11 protein-coding genes and 1 other RNA gene are annotated in these 13675 nt (G+C 68.5%); 10 read left to right on the plus strand and 2 right to left on the minus strand.

Going from position 1 to position 13675, the window contains the following annotated elements:
• Positions 1–104 precede the first annotated feature (104 nt).
• The 5 genes from ABD883_RS10595 (at position 105) to prfB (ending at position 5240) form a co-directional block, all read left to right on the plus strand.
• Positions 105–1112 (plus strand): tripartite tricarboxylate transporter substrate binding protein, encoded by a 1008-nt coding sequence (locus tag ABD883_RS10595; RefSeq protein WP_295686533.1) that lies wholly within the window; start codon positions 105–107, stop codon positions 1110–1112.
• A 2-nt stretch (positions 1113–1114) separates the two neighbouring features.
• Complete coding sequence (locus ABD883_RS10600) at positions 1115–1693, plus strand: tripartite tricarboxylate transporter TctB family protein (RefSeq protein WP_295686530.1); 579 nt, start codon at positions 1115–1117, stop codon at positions 1691–1693.
• 11 nt (positions 1694–1704) lie between these two features.
• Entirely contained in the window at positions 1705–3222 is a 1518-nt protein-coding gene (locus ABD883_RS10605) for a tripartite tricarboxylate transporter permease (protein ID WP_295686527.1), read from the plus strand.
• 43 nt (positions 3223–3265) lie between these two features.
• Positions 3266–3925 (plus strand): helix-turn-helix domain-containing protein, encoded by a 660-nt coding sequence (locus tag ABD883_RS10610; protein WP_295686525.1) that lies wholly within the window; start codon positions 3266–3268, stop codon positions 3923–3925.
• A 184-nt stretch (positions 3926–4109) separates the two neighbouring features.
• Positions 4110–5240, plus strand: coding sequence for a peptide chain release factor 2 (gene prfB / locus ABD883_RS10615; RefSeq protein WP_137319071.1), 1131 nt, complete (start codon positions 4110–4112; stop codon positions 5238–5240).
• A gap of 123 nt (positions 5241–5363) precedes the next feature.
• Here prfB and ABD883_RS10620 read toward each other — a convergent pair whose 3' ends face one another.
• Together ABD883_RS10620 and ABD883_RS10625 are read right to left on the minus strand one after the other, a co-directional pair.
• Complete coding sequence (locus tag ABD883_RS10620; protein ID WP_295686517.1) at positions 5364–6665, minus strand: hypothetical protein; 1302 nt, start codon at positions 6663–6665, stop codon at positions 5364–5366.
• 293 nt (positions 6666–6958) lie between these two features.
• The gene (locus ABD883_RS10625) at positions 6959–7864 is read right to left on the minus strand and encodes a PRC and DUF2382 domain-containing protein (protein ID WP_345031998.1); all 906 of its coding nucleotides are present in this window, start codon (positions 7862–7864) and stop codon (positions 6959–6961) included.
• A 479-nt stretch (positions 7865–8343) separates the two neighbouring features.
• Here ABD883_RS10625 and ftsE point away from each other — a divergent pair, with 479 nt between their 5' ends.
• The 5 genes from ftsE to ssrA all read left to right on the plus strand — a co-directional run bounded on the left by ftsE (position 8344) and on the right by ssrA (position 12928).
• Positions 8344–9033 carry a cell division ATP-binding protein FtsE gene (ftsE, locus tag ABD883_RS10630; protein ID WP_137319074.1) on the plus strand — a complete coding sequence of 230 codons (690 nt, stop codon included), beginning with the start codon at positions 8344–8346 and terminating at the stop codon, positions 9031–9033.
• On the plus strand, positions 9030–9944 hold the full coding sequence (gene ftsX, locus ABD883_RS10635; protein ID WP_247422987.1) for a permease-like cell division protein FtsX: 915 nt from the start codon (positions 9030–9032) through the stop codon (positions 9942–9944). The genes ftsE and ftsX overlap by 4 nt, the downstream gene beginning before the upstream one ends.
• A 3-nt stretch (positions 9945–9947) precedes the next feature.
• Complete coding sequence (locus ABD883_RS10640; protein WP_295686504.1) at positions 9948–11252, plus strand: M23 family metallopeptidase; 1305 nt, start codon at positions 9948–9950, stop codon at positions 11250–11252.
• A 185-nt stretch (positions 11253–11437) separates the two neighbouring features.
• On the plus strand, positions 11438–11962 hold the full coding sequence (smpB, locus tag ABD883_RS10645) for an SsrA-binding protein SmpB (protein ID WP_295686502.1): 525 nt from the start codon (positions 11438–11440) through the stop codon (positions 11960–11962).
• Between the two features lie 590 nt (positions 11963–12552).
• Positions 12553–12928: a transfer-messenger RNA gene (ssrA, locus tag ABD883_RS10650) on the plus strand.
• Positions 12929–13675 lie beyond the last annotated feature (747 nt).

Raw genomic sequence — 13675 nt, forward strand, 5'->3', positions numbered from 1 at the left:
GTAATCCGCCGAGGTGCGAGCCGGCCGGCAGGGCCGGCACCGCACCTCACAGCTGTACACACCTATCGCATCTCCACAGCACCACCCGAACAGAAGGACTCGCAATGAAGTCGACGAAGATGTCACGCCTCACCATCGGCGCCGCGGCGCTCTCCAGCCTCGCGCTCGCCCTCGCCGGGTGCCAGTCCGGCGATGGATCCGGCGGCGGGGGAGGCAACTACCCCTCGAAGCCGATCAACGTCAACGCGCCCGCCGAGCCCGGCTCCGGCTGGGACACCACTGCGCGCGCCATGGCGCAGACGCTCGAGGAGGAAGGGATCGTCGACGTGCCGCTGCCCGTGCAGAACAAGCCCGGCGGCACCGGCTGCTCCTGGCTCACCGAGATGATCAACAACCACTCCGGCGCCGACGACCAGATCGCGATCTCCTCCCTGGCCAACCAGACGATGAACAATCGCGGCCTGTGCGAATACGGGCCGGTCGACGCCACGATGATCGCCACGCTCTACGTCGAGAACTTCATCGTCGTCGCTCCGCAGGACGGCGAGCTCACCGACATCGACGGACTCATCAGCGCTCTCGAGTCCGACCCGCAGGCCGTGCCGATCGCCGCCGCCGGCGACGACCGCCTGCCCTTCGCGCTGCTCGCCGACGCGGCCGGGATCAACCCGTCCGAGCTCAACTTCGTCGACTACGAAGGCGGCGGCGAGCAGACGACCGCGCTGCTCAACGGCGACGCCACGGTCGCGATCGCCGGCCTCAGCGAGTTCCGAGCCACCCTCGAATCCGGGGACCTCACGGGCGTCGTCTCCTTCGCCCCCGAGCCGCTCGCCGCGCCCTTCGACTCGGTCCCCACCGCCGTGGACTCCGGCTACGACGTCACTCTCGCCAACTGGCGCGGCGTGTACGGACCGGCCGACATGCCGGAGGAGGCCGTGACCTACTGGGAGGAGACCCTCCAGGAGATGGTCGAGTCGGAGTCCTGGCAGGAGACCGTCGAGAAGAACCAGTGGTCGCCGGAGTTCCTCACCGGTGACGAGATGGACACCTACATCACCGAGGCGAACGAGACCGTGGCCGAAGGCGTCGAGAAGACCGAGATCGGAAGCTGAGCATGACAGCAGCACACGGGTCGACCCCGGACCGGGGTCGTGAACGACGGGCGCCGAGGCGGATCGAGCGGTCCGACCTCGGGGCCGGGATCGTCGTGGCCGTCGTCGGCCTCGGCTTCTTCCTCGAGACGCTGCGGATCAAGCGCACCGGCGACGTCGTCGGGCCCGAGACCCTGCCGGCGATCGTCGGCATCGGTCTGATGATCCTCGGCGCGCTGCTCGCCGTGTCCGCCTTCCGGAAGCACCGGGCAACGCCCGATGAGCTCATGGAACGGTCGCTCGCCGGCAGTGCGGGCCCCGCCGCCGTCGACACGGAGGCCGACGACCGCCCGGCCGCGCAACCGGCGCCGGTGTCGACCCGGGTGCTGCTCAACTTCGCCGTCTTCTTCGGCTACCTCTTCATCTTCATCCCGGTCGGGTTCCTGCTCTCCACGGCAGTGTTCCTGTTCGCGATGACATGCCTGTACAACCGGCGCAGGTGGCTCCGGAACCTCATCTTCTCGGTGGTGTTCTCCACGGTCATCTACTTCGCCTTCAAGAATGGCCTCGGCGTGTACCTCCCGCCGGGGATCCTGGGCTAGGGAGGACCACCATGGATACCCTCAACCTCCTCGGCGGCGGATTCGCCGAAGCCGTCCAGCCCATGAGCCTGCTGTTCGCGCTGCTCGGCGTGCTGCTCGGCACTATCGTCGGCGTGCTTCCCGGCATCGGCCCGATCTCCGCGATCGCGATCCTCATCCCGGTGTCGTTCGGCATGGAGCCGGTCCACGGCCTCATCATGCTGTGCGGCATCTACTACGGATCGATGTACGGCGGCTCGATCACCGCCACCCTGATCAAGACCCCGGGCGAGGTGGCGAGCGCCGTCACCGCGATCGACGGCTACGAGATGGCCCGCCGCGGTCGTGCCCGTGCCGCCCTGGCGACCGCCGCGATCGGCTCGTTCGTCGCCGGCACCCTGGCGATCGTCGGACTGTCGTTCCTGTCGCCGGTCCTCGTGCAGGCCGCCCGGATCTTCGGCGCGAGCGAGTACTTCCTCCTCATGCTCATGGCGCTGCTCCTCGCCTCGTCGATGTCGACCGGCTCGCGGATCAAGTCGCTCGTGTCGATACTCATCGGGCTCGGGGTGGGCCTCATCGGCCTCGATTTCCAGACCGGCCTGCCGCGCCAGACCTTCGGGCTCGACGTGCTCCGCGACGGCATCGACTTCACGATCTTCGCGATGGCCCTGTTCGCCATCCCCGAGGCGATCCGACAGCTGTCGATCGCGTTCACCCCGGGCAGGGACGAGATCCAGAAGATCGAATCCGGCCCGTGGATGACGAAGGACGACTGGCGCCGGTCAGTCGCTCCTTGGGGCCGCGGCTCGGTGCTCGGCTTCATCATCGGTGTGCTGCCCGGCGTCGGCCCGTCGCTCGCGTCCTTCATGTCCTACATCATGGAGAAGCGGATATCGAAGACTCCCGAACGGTTCGGCAAGGGAGCGATCGAGGGCGTCGCGGGTCCGGAGGCGGCGAACAACGCCGGAGTGGGCGGAGCGATGATCCCGCTGTTCAGCCTCGGCATCCCGGGTTCGGCGACGACCGCGCTCCTGCTCTTCGTGTTCACCATGTACGGGCTGCAGCCGGGGCCGCTGCTGTTCCAGCAGGAGTCGACGCTCATCTGGACGATCATCGCGAGCATGTACATCGGCAACATCGCGCTCGTCGTCCTCAACCTCCCGCTCGTCGGCGTGTTCGTCAAACTCCTCAAGCTCCCGCCCGAGCTCCTGTTCGGCGCGATCCTCGTGCTCGTGTGCGTGGGCACCTACGCGATCAAGTTCAGCCTCACCGGCATGCTCATGCTCGGGGTGTTCGGCGCGATCGGCTACCTCATGGAGAAGTTCGGGTTCCCGCTCGCCCCGGCGATCCTCGCCCTCGTGCTCGTGCCGCTGCTCGAGGACAACTTCCGCCGGCTCCTGCAGATCTCCGGCGGCAGCCTCATGCCGCTCATCACCCGTCCGGTGTCGCTCGCGCTCGTCATCGCGATCGTGCTCGGCATCGTCGTCCCGATCATCCTGCGTGCGGTGCTCCGTCGGCGTGCGGCGGCCCGCACCTCGGTGACGGTGTGAGCGGGATCGGCTCTTCTCGATCCGCGCGGATCGGATCTCAGCGATGAGCGCGGTCGGCGTCATCGACAAGTGCGCGTCGATCCTCGCGCTCATCGCGGGGAACGCGCTCTCCGGCGCCGAGGTGTGCACCCGCCTGGGAATGTCGCGCTCCACCGGGTACCGGCTGCTCCAGGCGCTCGAGGAGCATCGGTTCATCGAGCGCGGTGCCTCCGGTGACTTCGTACTCGGGCCGTTCCCGACCAACCGGCCCACTGCCGACGTGCGCGAGGTGCTCACCGCGATCCGCAACGTCACCGGGGAATCGGTGCAGCTGTGGATGCGTCACGGCGAGCTGCGCGCCTGCGTGCTGTCGGTCGAATCGCTCAACGAGCTGCGGATCTCCAAGAGCGCGGGCTCCGCGCTCCCACTCGCCGACGGCGGGTCGGCCGCGCTCGCGTTGCTCGGCCCGGTCGACGGCCACGAGCTCTACCTCACCCAGCAGGCTCGGCGAGCGGGCACCGGCTCCGCGAGCGTCGCTTTCACCGCCGGGTCGGAGGCGCTCGCGGTATGTGTGTCGTTCCCGCTGGCCAGAATGCCTGCAGATGTCGAGGGTGACATCGCCCGCCACCTGCGGCAGGCCGCAGGGGTGCTCGGCGACACCCTGCCCGGCAGCGAGGCGCTGACGATCCTGCGCGCCGTCGCCGAGGCCTCGACCGTGCAGTAGGCGCTCCCTGCAGCTGCGGTTCGGCACAGCTGCGGTTCGGCACGGCTGCGGATCGTGGCTGCAGGGGTTGAGCGCATCGGGCGCTCGGCGCACCGCGTCCATGGACAACCGTGCGCCCGCGGAGGATCCGGCGGCGCCCGGCGGCGCCGGGACCCGCCCGTGCATGCACTACCCTGGAATCACTATGGCCACAGACTTTCCTTCCGAGATCGCTGCCCTGCAGCAGACCTTCGCCTCGATCCGCGAGGTGTCCGACGTCGACCAGCTGCGATCCGAGGTGAATGAGCTGACCGAGGCCGCCGCCGCGCCCGATCTGTGGGACGACCCGGAGGCCGCGCAGCAGGTCACCTCGAAGCTCTCCCACAAGCAGTCCACCCTGGAGAAGCTCGAGAGGTTCGACTCCCGGATCGAGGACGTCGAGCTCCTTGTGTCCATGGCCGAAGACGAGGACGACGCGGAGACCCTCGCGGAGGCGGAGGCGGAGATCGGCAAACTGCGCCGCGAGCTCGACGCGCTCGAGATCTCCACGCTCCTGTCCGGCGAGTACGACGAGCGGGCCGCCGTCATCACCGTGCGCTCCGGCGCCGGCGGCGACGACGCCACCGACTTCGCGCAGACGCTCGCCCGGATGTACGTGCGCTGGGCGGAGGCGAAGGACTACGGCGTGCAGGAGCTCGACACCTCCTATGCGGAGGGCGCGGGCGTGAAGTCCGCGACGATCCAGATCAACGCCCCCTACGCCTACGGCACGCTGTCCGTCGAGGCCGGGACCCACCGGCTCGTGCGGATCAGCCCCTTCGACAACCAGGGACGTCGGCAGACCTCGTTCGCCGCGGTCGAGGTGGTCCCGCTGATCGAGTCGAGCGACCACGTCGACATCGACGAGAACGACCTGCGGATCGACGTCTACCGGTCCTCCGGGCCGGGCGGCCAGTCGGTCAACACCACCGACTCCGCCGTGCGCATCACGCACGTGCCGACCGGAACGGTGGTGAGCATGCAGAACGAGAAGTCGCAGATCCAGAACAAGGCCGCCGCGATGCGCGTCCTCCAGTCGCGCCTCCTCCAGCTCAAGAAGCAGGAGGAGGCCGCCGAGCGCAAGGACCTCGCCGGCGACATCAAGGCGAGCTGGGGCGACCAGATGCGCTCCTACGTCACCCACCCCTACCAGATGGTCAAGGATCTGCGGACCGGCCATGAGGTCAACAACCCGCAGGCCGTGTTCGACGGCGACCTCGACGGGTTCCTCGAGGCCGGCATCCGGTGGCGCAAGGAGGGCCAGAAGGCCGCGGAGGCGGAGGCCGCCAACCCCTGATCCGCACCCGGGCCTGAAACCTGGCTCTGAAACGCACAGCGCCCCGGACCGACGATGTCGGTCCGGGGCGCTGCACCGTGCGAGGTGATCCCCTGCTGGGCTGGTCAGGGCGGGTTCAGCCGATCACTCGCTCGGGTGCTCCGTCTTCTCAACGGGGGAGGGCTTGGTGTCAGTGTCGGACTCGGCGGACTCCGTGTCGCGCTCGACCGGTGCGGTGTCGTCGCCGTCGATCGTGCCGTCGGAAAGCTCCGAGCGATCCGCCTTCTCCTCTGCGTGCGGGGTGGTGGAGTCGGTGATGCCCTGGTCATCGGAGTGATCCGGCGTGTGCGCGGCGTCGGCGTCGTCGCCCACCGTGTCCGAGGCGCCCGCCACTCCCGAGGAGCTCACATCGAGCCGCTCGTGGTCCTGCGGAGCATCCGGCCCGCCCGGCTCGGTCGCCTCGGGGTCGCCGGTCTCCGGTTCGGCCTCGACGGGTGCGCTATCCGGCTGCTCGTCGGTTGCCGAGCCGTCTGCCACAGGTTCGGCCGGCGTCTCGTTCGTCGCCGGGGCCTCGTCCTTCAGCGGGGTCTCCTCCTTCGCGTCTTCCGTATCCGGTTCCGGCGATGCGTCCGTCGCGCCGGCCGCGCTCGCAGTCTTCCCGGCAGGGGTCGACTCGCTACCGGGAGTATCCTCCTCGATCGAAGCCTGATCATCGGTCGCAGGCTCCTCGTCGGCCGGGGTCTCGTCCGATGCCGGTGTCTCCTCGACGACGACCTCGTCCTCGACGGCGGTCTCCTCGGCGGCAGACGTGTCGGTCGGTGCGTCGGCGGAAGCGGCGTCCGCGTCGGCAGTCTCCTCGACCGGGGTGGTCTCCTCTGCGGGAGTGAACTCGTCGTCCGGAGTGGATTCGTCGGCCGGGGCCTCCTCGACGACGGTGGTCTCTTCGACCACGGTCTCTTCGGCGGTGGGTGCGTCGGCAGGCGCCTCGTCGGCGGTTGTCTCCTCAGCCGGGGTCTCCTCGACAGTCGTCTCCTCTTCCACGACGACCTCCTCCTCGACGGGAGCCGGAGGGGTGTACTCGAGGTTGTAGTGGGCGTAGAGGGCGTACCCGGCGTCGTCGCTGAGCGTGGACCCGTGCATCGACGGCGCGGACTTGATGACCGACTTGGGATACGGCACCCAGACCCCCGATTCGGTGACGGTCGACCGATCGAGCGGGAGCAGCGGGTGCGAGCCGAACAGTCCGGTGTTGACCGACACCATGGTCGGTTCGCCGGCGGGATCGCGGTGGATGTCGGCGACGGTGCCGACCTTCCGGCTCCCCACCTCGAACACCGTGGCATCGGCCAGCGGGTCGCGGAGGACGACGTGTGCGGCCGAGGTGTCCGCCGACTCCGCCTCCTCGGTGCCGTTCGAGGTGTCCTGCTCCGGGCTCTTGTCACTCATGTGGGGCTCCTCTGATCTGCATCGTTCCCTGTCACCTGGTGTCTCCACTTTACGGTGACCGTGCGGCCTTGGGAACGGCGAGGTGGGTCGAACGGTGGTCTCACCTGCGGCCGGACGATCGACGCCGGGCGGGTCTCACCGGGCGATCAGCCGCCCACGGTGGTCCCACGCGGCGGCAGGGGAGCGCAGAGGGGCCGGTTCCGCAGCTGCGGAACCGGCCCCTCCGGCGAACTGACCCTGATCAGCGGGACCCGGTGGTGGTCACCGTGGTGATCCCCGGGCCCCGGTGGCGATCAGTGGCGGGCGTCGCCTCGGCCGTCGACATCACGCGCATCGGTGGCACGACCCTCGGTGCCGCGAGTATCGGCGTCGACGTCGATCTGCTCCTTGCGGACCTCGCCGGACACCGTCTCGGAATCGGTGACGGTGCGCTTGCCGACGTTGACCTTCTCCGTGGCGACGGTCTCCTTGTCGACCACCGGGCGCTCCTCGCGCAGGGTGATGGTCTCCTCGGCGCCGTCGGCGCGGCCGTCGATCGAGCCGGTGCGGGCCTCGGCGGAGTTCGGGTCGATCGATTCGCGCTCGACGACGAGCTCCTCGCGCTGGACCGGGACCTCGACCTGCTGGTTCTCCGACACGACGCGCTTGCGCAGACGGGCCTTGCCGGCCTCGCGCTGCTCGGTGCCGACCTTGAGGCGCTCCTCGTGGGCGACGACCTGCTTGCCCTCGGCGCCCTGTCCGGCAACGCGGTCGGCGTCACGGCGGTCGGCGTCACGGCCTGCGGTGCCGGCGGCTCCCGCTGCCCCGGCGGCGGCGCGGTTGACCGCATCGGTGCGGTCACGGCCGTCGCCGGCGACGCGGTCATCGCTCACGCGGCCGTCATCGTCGTAGGAGAGGCTGTAGTACTCGAAGATGCGACGCTCCTCGGCCGGGTCGAGGTGGCCGTCGGCGTCGATGTTCGGCGCGTCCTTGATGAAGTCCTTGGTGAAGGGGACCGTGAAGCCGTCCTCGGTGCGGGTGGCGGCGTTGAGGGGCACGAAGGTCTCGTTCGTGCCGAACAGTCCGGTCTTCACCGTGGCGAACTTCGCCTCGTCGGTCTGGTCGTCGAGGTAGACCTGACCGATCGAACCGACCTTCTTGCTGTCCTGGTCGTAGATATTGGCATTGGTGAGATCGTCGAGATCGAAGCGATCGTTCATTAAAATCATCGTCCTCTCGGTGGTGCGTGTTCGAGCGGCCCCGGAGGGCCCTTACCTCCTTCACTCTGGTCGAGTCGGGACCACAAGGCGAGTAAGCGGAGCTGAAACCTGAATAATCAAGGCGTCCTGTCAGACTGTGCACAAGGATCCTTGAGGATTCTGCGCCTCGCTCCGGGAATATAATCCGGCTCCCGCGGAATCTCGGGCCAGCCGCGTCGGCCGCGGCGCTCGGAAACCTCCCGGACGACCCGCCGACCCCGCCCTGTGACCCGCCGACCCCGGCACGCGGACCCCGCTCGTCGCCTCGCGCGGACCCCGCCGAGAGCGGCGAACGGCTCCTGCGATCCGGCGCGCCATCCGGCGGCCGCCGGCTCTGCCGACACGCCTGGACGGTTCGGCCGGAGGGTCCGCGGTTCCGGCCGCCGCGCTCCGTATAGTCGAGGTGGTCCCCGTCCTCCAGGCGATTGAGAAGAAACTGCGTGATCACCTTCGAATCGGTCACCAAGACCTATGATTCCAAGGCCGACCCTGCCCTGAACGACGTCTCCTTCACCGCCGAGGCGGGGGAGTTCGTGTTCCTCGTGGGCGCCTCGGGCTCGGGCAAGTCCACGGTGATCCGCCTCGTGCTCCGCGAGGAGGTGCCCACCCGGGGCCGGATCCGCGTGGCGGGGAGGTCGATCATCCGGATGCCCTCGTGGAAAGTGCCCTACCTGCGGCGCAGCATCGGCACCGTGTTCCAGGACTTCCGTCTGCTGCCGAACAAGACGGTCTTCGACAACGTCGCCTTCGCACTCCAGGTCATCGGCAAGTCGTCCGCGGCGATCTCCACCCTCGTCCCCGACGTCCTCGAGACCGTCGGGCTCGAGGGCAAGCACCGGCGCCTGCCGCACGAGCTCTCCGGCGGCGAGCAGCAGCGCGTCGCGATCGCCAGAGCCGTGGTCAACAAGCCCGGCATCCTCCTCGCCGACGAGCCCACCGGCAACCTCGACCCGGTGACGTCCACCGACATCATGGAGGTGCTCGAGCGCATCAACCGCAACGGCACCACGGTCCTCATGGCCACCCACGACGGCGACATCGTCAACCGCCTGGGCAAGCGCGTCATCGAGCTGCGCGGCGGAGTGATCGTGCGCGACGACGAGCAGGGCACGTACCAGGTGGGCGCATGAGACTGTCGTTCATCTTCTCCGAGGTCCTCGTCGGCCTCAAGCGCAACGTCTCGATGGTGCTCTCCGTCGTCCTCGTGACCTTCGTGTCCCTCCTGTTCGTCGGCTCCGCGATCCTCCTGCAGATGCAGATCAACGGGATGAAGGACTACTGGTACGACCGCGTGCAGGTCGCCCTGTTCCTGTGCCCGCCCGACTCCGAGGCGCCCACCTGCGCCGCCGGTGAGGCGACCACGGAGCAGAAGGACGCGATCCGCGCCGCGCTCGACGGGCAGGACCTCGCGCCCTATGTCGAGGAGGTCCACTTCGAGGACAGGGCGATGGCCCACCAGCTGTTCGAGGAGCAGTTCGAGGGCACCTCGCTCGCCGGCACGATCCCCGAGGACCAGATGCAGGAGTCGTTCCGCATCAAGCTCACCGACGCCGAACAGTACGAGATCATCGACGAGTACTTCTCCGCCACCCCCGGCGTGGAGGAGGTCGTCGACCAGAACCAGCTCCTCGACCAGCTGTTCTCGATCATGAATGTCGCCACCGCGATCGCGCTCGCCATCGCGGTCATCATGCTCCTGTGCGCCGTGCTCCTCATCGCCACCACCATCCGTCTGTCCGCCTACTCGCGGCGCCGGGAGACCGGGATCATGCGCCTCGTGGGCGCCTCGAACGCCTTCATCCAGATGCCCTTCATCCTCGAGGGCGTGATCGCAGCCGTCATCGGCGCGCTGCTCGCCGCGCTCGCACTCGGCCTCGTCGTGCAGTTCGGCGTGCAGGGGTGGCTCCAGGACCAGGCGGCGAGCTTCGAGCTGATCTCGCTCGGCGACGTCCTGCTCGTGGCCCCTGTGCTCGTCGTCATCGGCATCCTCATGGCCGGGGTGTCCTCCGTGCTCACCCTCCGCCGGTACATGAAGGTCTGACCGATGCGACCCATCCCGACCCCCACCAGAACCCGGCAGCGGACCCGGATGCTCCACCGCGGCCGGTTCCACGGCAGCGGCGCCCGCAGGGTCGTCCTCGCCCTCACCGCGGCGACGCTCGCCGTGCTCATGCCGGTCGCCGGCCTCGCGGCGAACCCGCAGGAGAAGAAGGATGCCGTCGACGAACGCGTCGAAGAGCTCACCCGCGAGTTCCAGGGACTCGATGAGAAGCTCGCGCGAGTCATCGCGGAGAAGGAGGCCGCCGAGGAGGCGATGCCGGCCGCGGAGGACGCGCTGTCGCAGGCCGAGGACGAGCTCGCCGAGGCGCAGCGCGAGGACGAGGAGCTCGCCGCACGCATGACCTCGGCGCAGAACGCGCAGGAGGACCTCCGCGCCGAGATCGACGCCGGCGAGCAGGAGCTCGCCGACAGCCAGGGCGCGGTCACCCGCATCGCCCGGCAGGCCTACCAGAACTCCGGCGTCACCTCCGACCTCGCGCTCCTCCTCCAGATGGCCTCGAGCGACACCGGGGCCCAGGGACTCGGGCGGGTCGACTCCGCCGTCCGCTCCCAGCAGCGCACGATCACCCGGCTGTCGGAGCAGCGCACGACGAACCGGAACAACCAGGACCGGCTCGATGCGATCGCCGTGGAGATCGAGGACCTCAAGGAGGAGGCGGCGGCGGCCGTCCTCACCAAGGCCGCGGCGGAGAACGACGCACGCCAGCGCAAGACCGACCTCGACTCCCTCATCGACACGAAGGACCGCGCCTCGCAGACCATCGAGGACAACCGGGCGAAGACCGAGGAGGAGCTCAAGAACCAGCAGGAGGAGCAGGAGCGGCTGGCCGAGGAGGTCGAGAAGTGGGAGCGCGAGGCCGAGGAGCGCGGCGAGACCCTGCCGGGCAACGGCGAGCTGCGCAACCCCGCGCCCGGCTACCCGGTGACCTCGCCGTTCGGCTACCGGATCCACCCGATCACCGGCTCGCGCCGCCTCCACACCGGCACCGACTTCGGCATCCCCTGCGGCGACCCGGTGCGTGCCTCCGGCGACGGCATCGTGGTCTCCTCGGGCTGGGCCGGCGGCTACGGGAACCGGGTGGTGATCTCGCACGGCAAGGTCGACGGGAAGACCATCGCATCCACCTACAGCCACAACACGCGCAACACTGTGCGCGCCGGTGACCGGGTGTCCCAGGGCGACGTCATCTCCCGCGCCGGCACCACCGGCTCCTCGACCGGCTGCCACCTCCACTTCGAGATCATGCAGAGCGGCGCCTACGTCAACCCGATGCCGTTCATCCAGTAGCGCGGCCCATCCGGCAGCGCGGCCCATCCGGCAGCGCCGTCCGTCCGGCGGCGCCGGTCGGCGCTCGGGCGACCTGTACACTGGTGGATCTGTGCCCACACCTCGGGCACGCGCGAGTTCCGCGCTCGCGGGGCGGCATCCGCGCCCAGCGCACGGCAGGCGACGATCGGTTCGGGAGGAGGACCATGGCCAAGGGAAGCCAGAAGAAGACCGGGAAGAACGCCAAGACCGGCGCGAAGACCGGCGGCAAGGACGCGATCACGACGATCGCCCGCAACCGCAAGGCGCGCCACGATTATCACATCGAGGACACCTATGAAGCCGGCCTGGTGCTCACCGGGACCGAGGTGAAGTCCCTCCGCGAGGGCCGCGCATCGCTCACCGACGGCTTCGGCCTGATCTTCCAGGGCGAGGCCTGGCTCGAGGGCATCTACATCCCCGAGTACGTGCAGGGCACGTGGACGAACCATGCTGCCCGCCGGCGGCGCAAGATGCTCCTCCACAAGGACGAGATCCTCAAGATCTCGCACAAGCTCAAGGAGTCCGGGCGCACGCTCGTGCCGCTCGAGCTCTACTTCGTCGGCTCGCGGGTCAAGGTCGAGATCGCCGTGGCGCTCGGCAAGAAGGACTGGGACAAGCGCCAGGCGCTGCGCGAGAAGCAGGACGCCCGCGAAGCCCAGCGCGCGATGTCGCTCCGCCGCCATATGTGACCCTCGCGCCACCCTGTGGGTATCGCTGTGGACCGAGATTCCTACCATCGAGTTGGACGCTTGTCCACACCGTTTCGGAATGATTTTAACTCGCCCCTGACCTGCGACGATGCATGTTATCCACAGATGGGTTCACCTGCTGTGCAGAACGTGTGATCAGCTGTGGACAACCGGTGGATCCCCAGACCCCTGCCCGGCATTCTGCCGCCTGCTGCCGGGGGTCTGCGGCCGGTGGCCTGTGGACCGACGCGCTGGACCGGAGCGGCCGTGCAGCCGCACGGTGACACGGCCGAACAGTTGTGACACAGTCGAACGGCGGGTGACGCGGCCCGGTGGCGGGCTCCGGCATGGTCTGTGCTCCGGCATGGTCTGTGCTTCGGTGCACGGTGCTCAGCCGTGGACGCCGACGAAGCGCAGGTTCGGGCGACACAGCGCAGGTTCGGACGGCGTGGTGCAGGTTCAGGCCGCTGCTCGGCACGGTCGGGAATGAAAGTGGACGCACGGCTGTTGTCGGGAGTAGCATCAAAGGTCCGGCTGGCAACTGAGCGGGTTCGCTTCCGCGCAGGCGCAGTCGGTTGGCAAGTGAATATGGGGATGATCGGTTTCGACGTTGGACATGGCGTCGGGAGAAGCGGGCCGAGAATGCAGAGTCAACTCGTTAATGTCCTCTGCAAAACAATAGGTGCTAAGTCTAACAACCGCACCGATTTCGCCCTCGCCGCCTGATAGCGCGAGCTGCGAATCCGTCAGCCTAGAGTTGCTTCCGCTCTAGTTCCTGGCGTCAGCTAGGGAGCCACTGCTGTCGGCACATGTTGGGGGTGTCGATGGGACTCTTACTCAACTCCGTTCGTTGGTCTACGTGTTCGTGCGATGACCAGGACCTAAGAAGCTGTTTCACGAACTGCGCCCGGAGAAGACCCGGTAATATGCCGACGGACGCGGGTTCGATTCCCGCCATCTCCACTTGTGGACTGCCCTCGGGGATCGCTGACGTCACGCGGACCTCGGGGGCTTTCTCCTGCCCGGATCTCGGGTCTCGGTTCGCGGACCTCGGGTCTCGGGCCTCGGGCCTCGGGTCTCGGGTCTCGGGTCTCGCAAGCGTGCACCATGTGTAGCGCATCGATGCTGCCGGTGCAGGGGTGCGGAGCCGCCCCAGCGGGGAAGCGGCACCCATCTCTCCTCGACCGGGGGATGCGAGTGTTCCTGCACCACGCGGTCGAATCTGCGTCCATGAGGCCCGGATGCGCTGGAATTCAATTGCATCGATGGGAATCACTCGCATTCGGCTCTCCGCGCACGATTTGCCGGGCCCGAGGCGCCGGCGGTGATCTGCTGAGTGCGTCTCGACTCGACGCATGCGCCACCGGGTCGGAGGCACAGCACACTTCTCCGCAACGCTGCGCACTGCTCCGCACTGCACTTCTCCGCCGCGCACTGCTCCGCGGCGTTCCGCCGTCCGTTTCCCGCGGCTCCGTACCCCCTTCTGCGGCGCCATACCCCTCCCGTACCCCCTCCCGCGGCCCCGTACCTCCCTCCCGCACGTCGCCGAAGGCGATCAGAGCGATCGCGCCGCCGGACCACGGGATCGCGGTGCGACCCGTGACAGTGCAGAGAACTGCGGAATCGCTCTGGTGGTGTCAAGCTTCTAACGCATCAGGAGCTTTTCGAACATGTCGGCCGGGGTCTGCAACTCGAGTGTGGGCCTCGGCCGCG

It is taken from the genome of Brevibacterium pityocampae (genome assembly GCF_039541555.1).
Classification (GTDB): domain Bacteria; phylum Actinomycetota; class Actinomycetes; order Actinomycetales; family Brevibacteriaceae; genus Brevibacterium; species Brevibacterium pityocampae.

What these genes read in the sequence shown, in the direction of transcription:
- ABD883_RS10605 (WP_295686527.1), top strand. Translation starts at nt 1,705, where the DNA reads ATGGATACCCTCAACCTCCTCGGCGGCGGATTCGCCGAAGCCGTCCAG.
- ABD883_RS10610 (WP_295686525.1), top strand. Translation starts at nt 3,266, where the DNA reads ATGAGCGCGGTCGGCGTCATCGACAAGTGCGCGTCGATCCTCGCGCTC.
- ABD883_RS10640 (WP_295686504.1), top strand. Translation starts at nt 9,948, where the DNA reads ATGCGACCCATCCCGACCCCCACCAGAACCCGGCAGCGGACCCGGATG.
- ABD883_RS10600 (WP_295686530.1), top strand. Translation starts at nt 1,115, where the DNA reads ATGACAGCAGCACACGGGTCGACCCCGGACCGGGGTCGTGAACGACGG.
- ABD883_RS10620 (WP_295686517.1), bottom strand. Translation starts at nt 6,665, where the DNA reads ATGAGTGACAAGAGCCCGGAGCAGGACACCTCGAACGGCACCGAGGAG.
- smpB (WP_295686502.1), top strand. Translation starts at nt 11,438, where the DNA reads ATGGCCAAGGGAAGCCAGAAGAAGACCGGGAAGAACGCCAAGACCGGC.
- ABD883_RS10625 (WP_345031998.1), bottom strand. Translation starts at nt 7,864, where the DNA reads ATGAACGATCGCTTCGATCTCGACGATCTCACCAATGCCAATATCTAC.
- ftsX (WP_247422987.1), top strand. Translation starts at nt 9,030, where the DNA reads ATGAGACTGTCGTTCATCTTCTCCGAGGTCCTCGTCGGCCTCAAGCGC.
- prfB (WP_137319071.1), top strand. Translation starts at nt 4,110, where the DNA reads ATGGCCACAGACTTTCCTTCCGAGATCGCTGCCCTGCAGCAGACCTTC.
- ABD883_RS10595 (WP_295686533.1), top strand. Translation starts at nt 105, where the DNA reads ATGAAGTCGACGAAGATGTCACGCCTCACCATCGGCGCCGCGGCGCTC.